This window comes from Methylobacterium sp. ARG-1 (assembly GCF_001262595.1).
Lineage (GTDB): Bacteria > Pseudomonadota > Alphaproteobacteria > Rhizobiales > Beijerinckiaceae > Methylobacterium > Methylobacterium brachiatum.
In genome coordinates this window covers 1-11751 of the sequence record NZ_LHCD01000036.1, presented here as the reverse complement: position 1 = coordinate 11751, position 11751 = coordinate 1, and the positions used below count along the sequence as shown (strand labels likewise).

15 protein-coding genes are annotated in these 11751 nt (G+C 66.5%); 13 read left to right on the top strand and 2 right to left on the bottom strand.

The window, feature by feature from the left end:
• Positions 1-13 precede the first annotated feature (13 nt).
• From AKJ13_RS24675 to AKJ13_RS24660, 4 genes are all read left to right on the top strand, one after another.
• Positions 14-925 (top strand): MBL fold metallo-hydrolase, encoded by a 912-nt coding sequence (locus AKJ13_RS24675; RefSeq protein ID WP_003597874.1) that lies wholly within the window; start codon positions 14-16, stop codon positions 923-925.
• An 11-nt stretch (positions 926-936) separates the two neighbouring features.
• Positions 937-1323 carry a rhodanese-like domain-containing protein gene (locus AKJ13_RS24670; RefSeq protein WP_003597873.1) on the top strand — a complete coding sequence of 129 codons (387 nt, stop codon included), beginning with the start codon at positions 937-939 and terminating at the stop codon, positions 1321-1323.
• Positions 1324-1417: 94 nt separating this feature from the next.
• Positions 1418-2140: a sigma-70 family RNA polymerase sigma factor gene (locus AKJ13_RS24665; RefSeq protein WP_003597872.1), complete on the top strand. Its 723-nt coding sequence runs from the start codon at positions 1418-1420 to the stop codon at positions 2138-2140.
• 33 nt (positions 2141-2173) lie between these two features.
• Positions 2174-3217 (top strand): YeeE/YedE family protein, encoded by a 1044-nt coding sequence (locus AKJ13_RS24660; protein ID WP_012455889.1) that lies wholly within the window; start codon positions 2174-2176, stop codon positions 3215-3217.
• 13 nt (positions 3218-3230) lie between these two features.
• On the opposite strand, the gene AKJ13_RS24655 is transcribed toward AKJ13_RS24660, so the two are convergent.
• Both AKJ13_RS24655 and AKJ13_RS24650 read right to left on the bottom strand, forming a co-directional pair.
• Positions 3231-3587: a metalloregulator ArsR/SmtB family transcription factor gene (locus AKJ13_RS24655; RefSeq protein WP_026105494.1), complete on the bottom strand. Its 357-nt coding sequence runs from the start codon at positions 3585-3587 to the stop codon at positions 3231-3233.
• A 33-nt stretch (positions 3588-3620) separates the two neighbouring features.
• Positions 3621-3908, bottom strand: a complete 288-nt coding sequence (locus tag AKJ13_RS24650; protein WP_012455890.1) for a SoxS protein — start codon at positions 3906-3908, stop codon at positions 3621-3623.
• Positions 3909-4219: 311 nt separating this feature from the next.
• Between AKJ13_RS24650 and AKJ13_RS24645 the strand changes: the two genes are divergently transcribed.
• The 9 genes from AKJ13_RS24645 to AKJ13_RS24605 form a co-directional block, all read left to right on the top strand.
• A complete protein-coding gene (locus AKJ13_RS24645) occupies positions 4220-4795 on the top strand; it encodes a thioredoxin family protein (RefSeq protein WP_003597867.1) in 576 nt (191 codons plus the stop codon).
• A gap of 167 nt (positions 4796-4962) precedes the next feature.
• Complete coding sequence (gene soxX, locus AKJ13_RS24640) at positions 4963-5439, top strand: sulfur oxidation c-type cytochrome SoxX (protein ID WP_003597865.1); 477 nt, start codon at positions 4963-4965, stop codon at positions 5437-5439.
• 27 nt (positions 5440-5466) lie between these two features.
• A complete protein-coding gene (gene soxY / locus AKJ13_RS24635) occupies positions 5467-5937 on the top strand; it encodes a thiosulfate oxidation carrier protein SoxY (protein WP_003597863.1) in 471 nt (156 codons plus the stop codon).
• A 39-nt stretch (positions 5938-5976) separates the two neighbouring features.
• Positions 5977-6306 (top strand): thiosulfate oxidation carrier complex protein SoxZ, encoded by a 330-nt coding sequence (gene soxZ / locus AKJ13_RS24630; RefSeq protein WP_003597861.1) that lies wholly within the window; start codon positions 5977-5979, stop codon positions 6304-6306.
• 58 nt (positions 6307-6364) lie between these two features.
• On the top strand, positions 6365-7231 hold the full coding sequence (gene soxA / locus AKJ13_RS24625; protein ID WP_003597860.1) for a sulfur oxidation c-type cytochrome SoxA: 867 nt from the start codon (positions 6365-6367) through the stop codon (positions 7229-7231).
• Between the two features lie 15 nt (positions 7232-7246).
• Positions 7247-8926, top strand: a complete 1680-nt coding sequence (gene soxB / locus AKJ13_RS24620) for a thiosulfohydrolase SoxB (protein WP_003597858.1) — start codon at positions 7247-7249, stop codon at positions 8924-8926.
• A 53-nt stretch (positions 8927-8979) separates the two neighbouring features.
• Complete coding sequence (gene soxC / locus AKJ13_RS24615; RefSeq protein WP_003597857.1) at positions 8980-10272, top strand: sulfite dehydrogenase; 1293 nt, start codon at positions 8980-8982, stop codon at positions 10270-10272.
• Positions 10256-10933 (top strand): cytochrome c, encoded by a 678-nt coding sequence (locus tag AKJ13_RS24610; protein ID WP_012455891.1) that lies wholly within the window; start codon positions 10256-10258, stop codon positions 10931-10933. Before soxC ends, AKJ13_RS24610 begins: the two co-directional genes overlap by 17 nt.
• Positions 10930-11751, top strand: an 822-nt coding sequence (locus AKJ13_RS24605) for an MBL fold metallo-hydrolase (protein WP_050735737.1), incomplete at its 3' end; no start/stop codon positions are given. The genes AKJ13_RS24610 and AKJ13_RS24605, both read left to right, overlap by 4 nt.

The following is an 11751-nucleotide window of genomic DNA, read 5'->3' as shown; positions in this document are numbered from 1 at the left end:
AAGGAGGCGTTTCATGTCGGACCAGACCATCGCAGCCCTGCGCGGGCGTCCCATCGTGACCGGCTTCCATGACGAGCCGACCGGCAGCATCCAGTACGTCGTCGCCGATCCCGGGACGAAGCGCTGCGCCATCATCGACCCGGTGCTCGACTTCGATCCGAAGTCCGGCGCGACCGCGACCCGCTCCGCCGATGCCCTGCTCGCCCACATCGAGCGCGAGGGCTACGAGCTGGAGTGGATCCTCGACACCCATCCGCACGCCGACCACTTTTCGGCGGCCGGCTACCTGCACGACAAGACCGGCGTCCCGACCGCCATCGGCGAGAAGGTCGTCGACGTGCAGCGGCTTTGGAAGGGGCTCTACAACCTGCCCGACACGTTCCGGACGGACGGTTCGCAGTGGTCGCGGCTCTTCGCCGACGGCGAGCGCTTCCGGATCGGCGACCTCGACGTCGAGGTGATGTTCACGCCCGGCCACACCATGGCCTCCATCGCCTACCGGATCGGCGACGCCGCCTTCATCCACGACACGCTGTTCATGCCCGACAGCGGCTCGGCGCGGGCCGACTTCCCAGGCGGCAGCGCGCACGCGCTCTGGCGCAGCATCCAGCGCATCATGGCCCTGCCGGACGAGACACGGCTGTTCACTGGGCACGATTACCGCCCGGGCGGGCGCGAGGCGGCCTGGGAGAGCACGGTCGCCCGGCAGCGGGCCGAGAACCCGCACCTCGTCGAGGCCCCGACCGAGGAGGCGTTCGTCCGCATGCGCGAGGCACGCGACCGCGAACTGCCGATGCCCAAGCTCATCCTGCATTCCCTGCAGGTGAACATCCGAGGCGGCCGCCTGCCCGAGCCCGAGGCGAACGGCAAGCGTTACCTGAAGATCCCGCTGGACGCCCTCGACGGCGCGGCCTGGGGCGAGTGACGGAGGAAGCCATGACCATGAGAAGCGCGAAGGATTTGGTGGCGGAAGCCAACCGCGAGGTTGAGACCCTGTCGGCCGAGGAGGCGCTCGCACGCCTCGGCCAGCCCGACACGATGCTCGTCGACGTGCGCGAAGGCGAGGAATTGGCCAAGACCGGCAGGATCGCCGGCGCGGTCCATGTGCCCCGCGGCTTCCTGGAGTTCCAGGCCGACCCGGAGAGCCCGACCCACAAGGCCGAGCTCGGCGGCGGTAGGCGCCTGGTACTCTACTGCGCCTCCGGCAACCGGTCGGCCCTGGCCGCCAAGGTGCTCAACGACATGGGCCTCGGACCGGTCGCCCACGTTGCCGGGGGCTTTCCGGCACTGGTCAAGGCGGGGGCCTCGGTCGACCCCGCCTGAGGACCGTTCGGGCGGTCAAGCTCGGGGTTCCGCATCACAACGAATGCATCGTGCGGTCGTCGCACCTTACCCTCACTCGAAAAGGCATCCGACCGTGACCGACACCCCGCATGCCGCCGATCCAACGGCTTTGCCCAGCGGCGATTGCTCCAAGGCGGGCATCGCTGCCCATCTTACGGGTCCGTTGCGGGATTACTTCTCGGTTGCCGAGCACGCGGCCATCCCGGAGAGGCTCTCGCTCCTCGTCGAGCGGTTCGAGGCGTCGCTGGTCGCATCCGGCGAGCGTCTCGGGGTCACGTTCCGCGACGATCTCCTCCGGGCGCTGCCGATGCTTCGGACGTTCGCGATGTCCCTCTGCGCGAATGCGGCCCGCGCCGACGACCTCGTGCAGGAGATGATGGTCCGGGCATGGGCCAACCGGGAGAAGTTCGTGCCCGGCACCAACTTCACGGCCTGGAGCTTCACGATCCTGCGCAACCAGTTCTACACCGAGATGCGCAAGGCCAGGCGCGAGGTCGAGGACGCCGAGGGCGCGCACGCCGCGACGCTTACGGCGGCACCGGACCAGGACCACGTCGTGGCGCTCGGGGCCGTGATGAACCTCATCGGGACGCTGCCGCTCCCGCAACGCCAGGCGCTGCTGCTCGTGGGGGCCGAAGGCTTCACCTACGAAGAGGCGGCAGCCCGCCTCGGCTGCCAGGTAGGGACCGTCAAGAGCCGGGTGAGCCGCGCACGGAGCCAACTTGTCGCCAGCCTGACGCAGACTGTTCCGTCGCTGTGCGTCACGGGACGCTACGATTCTCACACGGCCGTTTGACAAGGCCTTTCAAGGGTGAACGAATCTAGGCTGATGTTGGACACGCTGCCTGCTTACCTTCTCCGGGCGGCGCTCGGCCTCGCCCTTGGAGCACTGCTCGGCACGGTCGCACGGCGGGGTCGCTTCTGCACGCTCGGCGCCATCGAGGATGCCGTCTACGCGCGTGACACCCGCCGCGCGCGTGCTTGGCTGCTGGCGATTGGCATCGCCATCCTCGGCACCCAACTTTTGGAAGCCGCTGCCGGTCTCGACCTCTCCCGGTCGATCTACACGGGGCCGCGCTTGGAATGGGGCGCGATGATCCTCGGCGGGGCGATGTTCGGCTTTGGGATGGCGCTCGTAGGGACCTGTAGCTTTGGGGCTCTCATTCGGCTCGGCGGGGGAGACCTACGAGCCCTCCTCGTCCTGCTTGTGCTCGGCCTCTCAGCCTATATGGCAATCAGCGGCGTGACGGCGCTCATGCGCGTGACGATTACTGAGCCGTTAAGCGTCGATCTCGGAAGCCAGCGCCTCGGCGCTCTCCTGCGGCTCGATCAGGCGGGCCGCATTGTCGTGAGCGTCGTGGTAGGCGTCGGCTTCTGTATCGCGGCGCTCACGAGCGGCGCCTTCCGGGAGACGAAGCGGCTGCTGGTCGGCGCTATCGTGATCGGATGTGTGATCGTCGCCGGATGGTGGGCCAACGGAAGCGCGGGCTTCGACGAGTTCGAGACCCAGGCGGTCGGCTCCTTCAGCTTCGCTCGACCTGTCGGCGATACGTTGCTCTACGCCATGCTCGCGAGCGGCACGAAGATCGATTTCGGCGTGGCCTCGGTCTTCGGCGTCCTGGTCGGATCTTTCGCGTCGGCACGCCAAGCGGGCGAATTCTATTGGGAAGCGCCCGACGATGCCCGGGAGGTGAAGCGCCACCTTCTCGGCGCGTTCCTAATGGGCACGGGCGGCGTCACTGCCCTCGGCTGCACCATCGGCCAGGGGTTGAGCGGTCTCTCGACGCTGTCGGTCGGCTCGATGCTCGCCCTCGGCGCGATCCTCGTCGGAGCCCGAGCGGGTCTCTACTTTCTCGTAGACCGACATACGTGAGGGGCTTCAAAGGTTACGGCGTACGTCCGTTGCAGAAGGCGCGGTGCAAGGCAGCGATGATTTCGCGAACCTCGGGCCGGGCCAGCGCATAGTAGATGTTCTTGCCGTCGCGGCGGGCCTCGACGAGATCGTCGGCCCGCAACCGCGCCAACTGCTGGGACACGGCGGGCTGGCGCAGGTTCAGCAGTTGCTCCAGTTCCGAGACTGAGCGCTCGCCCTCGACCAACAGGCAAAGGATAACAAGGCGCGCCTCGTGGCCGAGAGCCTTCAGCAGCTCGCTGGCATCACGTGCATTGGCCAGCAACAGTTCCAGGTCGAGGCTGCCCGGGGCCTCGGCGCTCGTCACCGGCTGCGCTTGCTGCAACGGCATCATCTCACCCTTTTCCTTGCCGTCTAAAACCCGTCACGGGGAAGCCGGTAGCTGTTTCAGCAACCGCTCGGCCCGCCCCCAGAAAAACTCCTCGCCCGGATAGCCCTCGATCCGGTCGACCTCGGCGCCGCCTTCGATGAGGACGAATGTCGGTGTGTAGAGGATCGGGCGCTTGAGCGTGAGTCCGGGAGGGATGCCTGCGTCGAGATCGACACGGCGCAACGGCGCCCGCTTCCCGATATCCGTCTTCGGATAGATCGGCCCGATCTCCTTGTCCCACACCTTGCACCACGGGCAGCCGCGCCGCTCGAATTTGACCATTTCGGCGGCCTCGACGGAGCAAGGCCATAGGGCGCCCCCCCAAGCCCCCGCCATGACTGCCCGCCTCGTTTCCCGCATCGACCTTCCCAAGCTCAAGACCATCACTTTGATATAGCAAAAATCGAATGTGTTCGAGTGGAAGCGACGTGGCCGCCGGGATTGTGATTGGCCCCGGAACAGCGGACTCAATCGCCCCTTCACCTCGCCTCCTCTCAAAGCCACAGCAGCAGCGGGTATCAGGGGCAACGGATTGCCAGATGCGGGAAATTCGCACTACACATGCACGAACAAGAATATTTGGAGGGGACGTCATGTCGACCCGGCGCCGGTTCCTTGCGGGTGCCCTCGCGCTTGGCCTGCCTTCCAAAGCCATGGCCCAGGCGATCCAGGGCGATGACGGTCTCTACCGGGAGCCCTGGTTCCTCGAAAGCTTCCTCGACCTGTCGGACGATCTGAGGGCGGCCCGGGACCACGGCAAACGTCTTGCCGTCCTTTGGGAGTTGAAGGGCTGTCCCTACTGCAAGCAGATCCACCTCGTGAACTTCGCGGATCGGGCGACGAGCACGTATATCCGCGAGCGTTTCGATATCCTGCAGTTGAACTTCATCGGTTCGCGCGAAGTCACCGATTTTGACGGGCAGACCCTTTCCGAAAAGGGCTTCGCGGAGAAATACGGGATCTACTCCACGCCGAGCATACAGTTTTTCCCGGCGGAAGAATCGACGCTCGCGGACAAGCCGCCTCAGCAGCGCGAGGTCCTGCGCCTTCGGGGTTATGTCGCGCCTGAGGAGTTCCGGCGAACCTTCGCCTTCGTGGCCGAGCGAGCCTACGAGCGTACGAACCTGCAGGACTACCTGCGCTCCCCGGAGGCGGCGCGGCGGGGCTAACAGTTCGGCCGCGATGATCGGTGGCCTCCTGATTAACGCTTGACTCGAAAGCGATAAGCGTCAAACTTGCAAATATTCGCATATGTCGATTGGTTCGCCCATCGGCAGTGCGTGCGGTTCGAAACGACCGCACCCGCCGCAATGACGGCGCACCGAGGAAACGCCAGATGCGTAGGCCGATCACAGCCTTTGCGCTCGCAGGACTTTGCGTCCTCGCGACCGCCGCCGGAGCCGAGACGGCTTCAACCGGGCTTGCACCGTTCAAGGTCGTGGCCGTCGACGGCAGCGACGCGATCCCCGAGCCGCTTACCGACAAGCCGGGGAATGCGGCGGCCGGCGCCAAGGTCGTGGTGAACCGCCGCCAGGGCAACTGCCTCGGCTGCCATCAGGTCTCTTCGCTGAGCACCGAGTCCTTTCACGGCGAGATCGGACCCTCCCTCGACGGCGTCGCCGAACGGTGGGACGCGGCGCATCTGCGCATGATCGTCGTCAACCCGAAGCACGTCTTCACCGAGGCGACCGTGATGCCTGCCTTCTACCGGATCGAGGGCCTTCATCGCGTGCGTCCCGAGTTCCAGGGCAAGCCGATCCTGACCGCGCAGCAGGTCGAGGACGTCGTCGCCTACCTCACGACCCTGAAGTGATCTCGCGGGCTGAAGGAGCCGCTTCCCATGACCTCTGCCAAGATCCCCGCATTGAACCGCCGCCAAGCCCTGGCCTTCGGCACCGGAGCCGTCGTGGCAACCGCCTTCGCCTTCCGCGCTGGACCGGCCCTGGCCGCGAAGCCTGCGACCGATGAGGCCATCAAGGCCTTCACCCGCGGCAAGGAGCCCGTGAGGGGCAAGGTCAAGCTCGAACTCCCCGAGATCGCCGAGAACGGCAACACCGTACCGATGACGGTGAGCGTCGACGTGCCGATGACGCCGGAGAGCTATGTCGAGGAGGTGATGATCGTTGCCGAGGGCAATCCGAACCCCGGCGTCATCAGCTTCCACTTCACGCCGTCGAGCGTCGCCGAGGCGAACACGCGCATCCGTCTTGCCGAGACGCAGAACGTCATCGCGGTCGCCCGCATGAACGACGGCTCGGTCTTCAGCGACGTCCGCCAGGTGAAGGTCACCATCGGCGGCTGCGGCGGCTAACCCACACGCAACAGCATCGAACGAGGACGGGAGGACCACATGGCCGACGTGAAGCCGCGGATCAAACTGGACAAGAAGGATGTCGCAAAGGGAGACATCATCGAGGTGAAGACGCTCGTCTCACACACGATGGAATCCGGCCAGCGCAAGGACAAGGACGGGAAGACGATCCCGCGCAAGATCCTGAATAAGTTCACCTGCGACCTGAATGGCAAGACGATCTTCAGCGCCGACATAGAGAGCGCGGTCTCCGCCAACCCCTACTTCCAGTTCAAGATCAGACCCGAGGAAACCGGCACGCTGACCTTCACTTGGATCGATGACGACGGGTCGAAGACCCAGGCCACCGAGCAGATCAAGGTCGCCTGACGCGCGCCCGGGGCCGATTGCCCCGGAGCGCCTCCCCCGCCGCGCCGGAGCCCTCGCAATGGTCCGCCCCATTCCCTTTGCCGTCACCGCGCTCGCGCTCGTCGCGCTGGCCGTCGCACCCCATGCGCAGGACATGCCCTCCGCGCCCGCCGCTAAGGAAGGGTCCGAGCGTCCGGCCTGGCAGGCGCACGGCCTCAAGGTCCAGAACCCGAATTCCCCGTTTGATGAAGTTGTCTCCGGCCTGTATTTCCGCTCCAAGGAAACGCAGGACATGCAGGCCGACGACTTCAACAATCCGGGCTTCCTCGCCGTGGAGCAGGGAGAGGAACTCTGGTCGAAGGTCGATGGCGCGGCGGGAAAGTCCTGTGCGAGCTGCCACAACGAGGCATCGACCTCGATGAAGGGCGTCGCGGCGGCCTATCCGAAGTGGAACGAGAAGCTCGGCAAGCCGGTCAATCTGGAGCAGCGGATCAACATCTGCCGCAGCGGCGCCCTGAAAGCCGAGCCCTGGGCCTTCGGCTCGTCCGAACTTACGGCCATGACCACCTACGTCCGTAACCAGTCCCGCGGGATGCCGGTCGCCGTGAAGGTGGACGGGCCCATGACGCCCTGGTTCGAGCGAGGACAATCGCTCTACTACCAGCGGAACGGCCAACTCGATCTCGCTTGCGCGAGCTGCCACGAGAAGAACCACGGCAAGTATCTCCGGGCCGACTTCCTCAGCCAGGGGCAGAGCAACGGATTCCCCGTCTACCGCCTGCGCGACCAGCGGCTGGTGCCGCTCCACGAGCGCATGGAAGGTTGCATGCAGGACGTCCGGGCCACGCCGTTCAAGCCGCTCTCCGACGAGTTCCTCGCCCTGGAGACCTACGTCGCGTGGCGCGGCCTCGGCCTTCCGGTCGAGACGCCCGCCGTGCGCAACTGAGGGCCTGATCCTGCCATGACCTCACGCCGCGACTTCCTGCAGATCGCCGCCGCCACCGCGGCCCTGGTGCCGACGGGCTGGACCCGCGCCTTCGCCCAGCAGCGCCTGACCCAGGACGACCTCCTGGCCTTCGAGCCGATGGGCAACGTCACCCTGGTCCATCTCACCGACATCCACGCGCAGTTGCGGCCCGTGCTGTTCCGCGAGCCCTCGACCAACCTCGGGATGGGCGAGGCGCGCGGTCAGGTCCCCCACGTCACCGGACGCGCCTACCTCGACCTCTACGGCATCCCCGGCGGCTCGCCGCTGGCCTATGCGCTCACGCCGGAGGACTACGTCGCGCTGGCCCGCAGCTATGGCCGGATGGGCGGCCTCGACCGGATCGCCACGGTGCTCGACGCGATCCGCGCCGAGCGAGGCGACAAGGTGCTGTTCCTGGACGGCGGCGACACTTGGCAGAACAGCTACACCTCGATGGTGAGCAAGGGCCAGGACATGGTCGACTGCATGGCGCTGCTGAAGCCCGACGCCATGACGGGCCACTGGGAGTTCACCCTCGGCACCGAACGGGTTAAGGAGATCGTGGACGGGCTCGGCTGCCCGTTCCTGGGCCAGAACGTTCGCGACGCCGAATGGAACGAGCCGGCCTTCGAGGCCACGAAGATGTTCGAGCGCGGCGGCGCGAAGGTCGCGGTGATCGGGCAGGCCTTTCCCTACACGCCCATCGCCAACCCTCGCTGGATGATCCCCGGCTGGTCCTTCGGCATCCGCGAGGAGGACGTGCAAGCGAGCGTCGACAAGGCCCGGAAGGAGGGCGCCGACCTCGTCGTGCTGCTCTCCCACAACGGCTTCGACGTGGACCGCAAGCTCGCCTCGCGGGTGAAGGGAATCGACGTCGTACTCACCGGACACACGCACGACGCGCTGCCTCAGGCGGTAAAGGTCGGCAACACCCTACTCATCGCCTCGGGCAGCCACGGCAAGTTCCTCACCCGCGTCGACCTCGACGTGCGGGACGGGGCCGTGAAGGGCTACCGTTCGAAGCTCATCCCGATCTTCTCCGATATCATCGCCCCAGAGAAGACGATGGCGGCCAAGATCCGGTCGATCCGTGCGCCCCACGAGGCGATGCTGAAGGAGGAACTCGGCCGGACCGAGGCCCTGCTCTACCGGCGGGGCAACTTCAACGGCACGCTCGACGACATGATCTGCGATGCGCTCCTGTCCGAGCGAGAGGCTGAGATTGCCCTCTCGCCCGGCTTCCGCTGGGGCACGACCCTCCTGCCCGGCCAGTCGATAACCCGCGAGGACGTCTACAACGCCACCGCCATCACCTACCCGGCGGCTTATCGGATGCCGATGACCGGCGCCCGGCTGAAGGAGGTGCTGGAGGACGTGGCCGACAACCTCTTCAACGCCGATCCGTACTACCAGCAAGGTGGCGACATGGTGCGGGTGGGCGGCGTGTCCTACGCCATCGACGTCGCTCGCCCGGCCGGCAGCCGCATCTCAGACCTCACCCTCCTGCGCACCGGCAAACCCATCGAGGCTGGCACCAGCTACACCGTGGCAGGATGGGCGAGCGTCAACGAGGGCACCGACGGCCCGCCGATCTGGGACGTCGTCTCCTCGCACATCAAGGCCAAGGGAACGGTGAACCCGACGCCCGCGCAGGTCACCGTCCGTGGCGCCTAGTCGTCTCCAATATATTCACACATTGCTATACTTGAAACAGTTCGGAGAGGCCGATGTCTGAACCGAAGCCGCGCCCCGATCCGTCCGGGCCAACCTCTCGAAGATCCTTCCTGCGCACCGGCCTCGCCCTCGGCGGAGCGGTCGGCACGGGGGCTTTTGCGGGCCGCGCAGCCGCCGCGCCGGACGCGAAGAACCTTCCGCCGAGCGTACCGGAATGGTCGCAGTCGCTCGGTGAGGGTGTCGTCAGCCGGCCCTACGGCCGCCCGTCGAAGTTCGAGGTGGACGTGATCCGCCGCGACGTCGAATGGCTGACCGCCTCGCGCCAGAGTTCGGTCAGCTTCACGCCGCTGCACCAGCTGGAGGGAATCATCACCCCGAACGGCCTGGGCTTCGAGCGCCACCATGGCGGCATCGCCGAGATCGATCCGTCCGAGCATCGGTTGATGATCCACGGCCTCGTCGAGAAGCCGCTGATGCTGACGCTGGAGGACATCAAGCGCTTCCCCCGCGTCAACCGGATCGCGTTCCTCGAATGCGCGGCCAATTCCGGCATGGAGTGGAAGGGCGCGCAGCTCAACGGCTGTCAGTTCACCCACGGCATGATCCACTGCGTCATGTACACGGGCGTCCCGCTCAAGCGCTTGCTCGAAGAAGCCGGTCTCAAGACCAACGCCAAGTGGCTGTTGCCGGAGGGCGCCGACGCCGCGGCGATGACCCGCTCCGTGCCGATCGAGAAAGCGTTCGACGACGCCATCGTCGCCTACGCCATGAACGGAGAGGCGCTCTATCCCGAGCACGGCTATCCGCTCCGCCTCGTCCTGCCGGGATGGCAAGGCAACATGTGGGTGAAGTGGCTGCGCCGGATCAAGGTCGGCGACGAGCCCTGGCACACCCGCGAGGAGACGTCGAAGTACACGGCACTCATGCCGGACGGTCAGGCGCGGCGCTTCACCTGGGCCATGGACGCGAAGTCCGTCATCACCAATCCGAGTCCGCAGGCGCCCATCCACGGTAAGGGCTTCACCGTGCTTTCGGGCTTGGCGTGGTCGGGGCGGGGCGCGATCAAGGGCGTGGACGTCTCGCTCGATGGCGGCCGCAACTGGCGGGCCGCGCGGCTCGACGGGCCGGTCCTCGATAAGGCGCTGACGCGTTTCTATTATGAGTTCGACTGGAACGGCGATCCGCTGCTGATCCAGTCCCGCGCCATGGACGAGACCGGCTACGTCCAGCCGACCAAGGCGGCCCTGCGCCAACACCGCGGCCTGAACTCGATCTACCACAACAACGGCATCCAGACCTGGCACGTGCTGCCCAGCGGGGAGATCGAGAATGTCGAGGTCGCGTAACCGTCTTTCGGCCGCCCTTGCGACCGTCCTCCTCGCGGCCACGCCGGTGGCGGCGGAGCGTCTGAACATCGGCCGCGTCGCGACGCCGGAGGAGATCAAGGGCTGGGACATTGACGTGCGGCCGGACGGCCAGGGGCTTCCTGTCGGCAAGGGAACCGCGGCGCTCGGCGAGACGGTCTTCCAGGAGCGCTGCGCCAGCTGCCATGGCGAGTTCGGCGAGGGCGCGGGACGGTGGCCGGAGCTCGCCGGTGGGTCCGGCACGTTGAAGTCCGACAGTCCGGTTAAGACCATCGGGTCCTACTGGCCCTACGCCTCGACCGTCTTCGATTTCATTCACCGGGCAATGCCGTTCGGCGCGGCACAGACCCTCACGCCGGACGAGACATACTCGGTCACCGCCTATCTCCTCTATCTCAACGACATTCTGAAGGATCAGGACTTCGAGCTGAACGAGAAGAACCTCGCCAGCATCCGCCTGCCTAACGAGAAAAACTTCTTCATGGACGACCGCGAGACGGCGGAGAAGGAGTTCTGGACGGCCAAGCCCTGCATGACGAACTGCCTGCCGAAGGAAGCGTCCATCACGAGCCGCGCTCGCATCCTCGACGTGACGCCAGACAAGGCTGCCGAACCCGCGAAGAAGGCCCCGCCGGTCCAATGACGAGCCGTCCCAACTCCGCGGGAACGCGCTGCGACAGGCGGTTGTTCTTGGGTGGCCTCGCAGCGGGCTTCGCGGGCGCGTGGCCCGTCCGCCGCGCTTCGGCGAACCAGACAGCGGCGCTCAGGGTCGGCGCCGCCTCCGTGGAGACGGCGAGCGACGGCACGCTGTCCTCCTCCCTCGCCTTCATGCTGCCCGACACGCCGCGCGCGGAAGTTGAAGCCGTCTTTAAGGCCGAGGGTCAGCCCGCGGAGGCCACCCCGATTCCGACGAACCCGAGCCTCGTTCGGATCGGCTCGGAAGTCATTCTGATCGATGCCGGCTCGGGCAACTCGTTCCAGCCCACGGCCGGCAAGCTCGGCGAGACGCTGGAGAGCCGGAACATCTCACGTGAGGCGATCACCCAGGTGGTGTTCACGCACGCCCATCCCGATCATCTCTGGGGCGCGGTCGATGATTTCGACGACAGCGAACGGTTTCCCAATGCCCGCTACGTCGTGCCGGCCGCGGAATGGGATTTCTGGACCCGCGAGGATGTCGAGACCCGCGTACCGGATTGGCTTAAGGGCCTCTCCGTAGGCTCGCGACGGACCCTGCGACGCCTTGAGGCGAAGGTGGAGCGCCGTAAGCCCGGCGAAAGCATCGCTCCCGGCCTCACCTACGTCGCGACGCCGGGGCATACGCCCGGTCACGCCTCCGTCCTTGTCGAAGCCGGTCGGGAGCAGGTACTGATCGGCGGGGATGCCTTGAGCCACGCGGTTGTGTCGTTCCGCCGCCCCGCCTGGGCCTTCGGAAGCGATCTCGACCGTGACCTCGCGGCG

Excerpts from the sequence above, each read along its gene's own strand:
- AKJ13_RS24675 (WP_003597874.1), top strand. The coding sequence starts at position 14 with ATGTCGGACCAGACCATCGCAGCCCTGCGCGGGCGTCCCATCGTGACC.
- AKJ13_RS24670 (WP_003597873.1), top strand. The coding sequence starts at position 937 with ATGACCATGAGAAGCGCGAAGGATTTGGTGGCGGAAGCCAACCGCGAG.
- AKJ13_RS24660 (WP_012455889.1), top strand. The coding sequence starts at position 2,174 with ATGTTGGACACGCTGCCTGCTTACCTTCTCCGGGCGGCGCTCGGCCTC.
- AKJ13_RS24655 (WP_026105494.1), bottom strand. The coding sequence starts at position 3,587 with ATGCCGTTGCAGCAAGCGCAGCCGGTGACGAGCGCCGAGGCCCCGGGC.
- AKJ13_RS24650 (WP_012455890.1), bottom strand. The coding sequence starts at position 3,908 with ATGGTCAAATTCGAGCGGCGCGGCTGCCCGTGGTGCAAGGTGTGGGAC.
- AKJ13_RS24645 (WP_003597867.1), top strand. The coding sequence starts at position 4,220 with ATGTCGACCCGGCGCCGGTTCCTTGCGGGTGCCCTCGCGCTTGGCCTG.
- soxX (WP_003597865.1), top strand. The coding sequence starts at position 4,963 with ATGCGTAGGCCGATCACAGCCTTTGCGCTCGCAGGACTTTGCGTCCTC.
- soxY (WP_003597863.1), top strand. The coding sequence starts at position 5,467 with ATGACCTCTGCCAAGATCCCCGCATTGAACCGCCGCCAAGCCCTGGCC.
- soxZ (WP_003597861.1), top strand. The coding sequence starts at position 5,977 with ATGGCCGACGTGAAGCCGCGGATCAAACTGGACAAGAAGGATGTCGCA.
- soxA (WP_003597860.1), top strand. The coding sequence starts at position 6,365 with ATGGTCCGCCCCATTCCCTTTGCCGTCACCGCGCTCGCGCTCGTCGCG.
- soxB (WP_003597858.1), top strand. The coding sequence starts at position 7,247 with ATGACCTCACGCCGCGACTTCCTGCAGATCGCCGCCGCCACCGCGGCC.
- soxC (WP_003597857.1), top strand. The coding sequence starts at position 8,980 with ATGTCTGAACCGAAGCCGCGCCCCGATCCGTCCGGGCCAACCTCTCGA.
- AKJ13_RS24610 (WP_012455891.1), top strand. The coding sequence starts at position 10,256 with ATGTCGAGGTCGCGTAACCGTCTTTCGGCCGCCCTTGCGACCGTCCTC.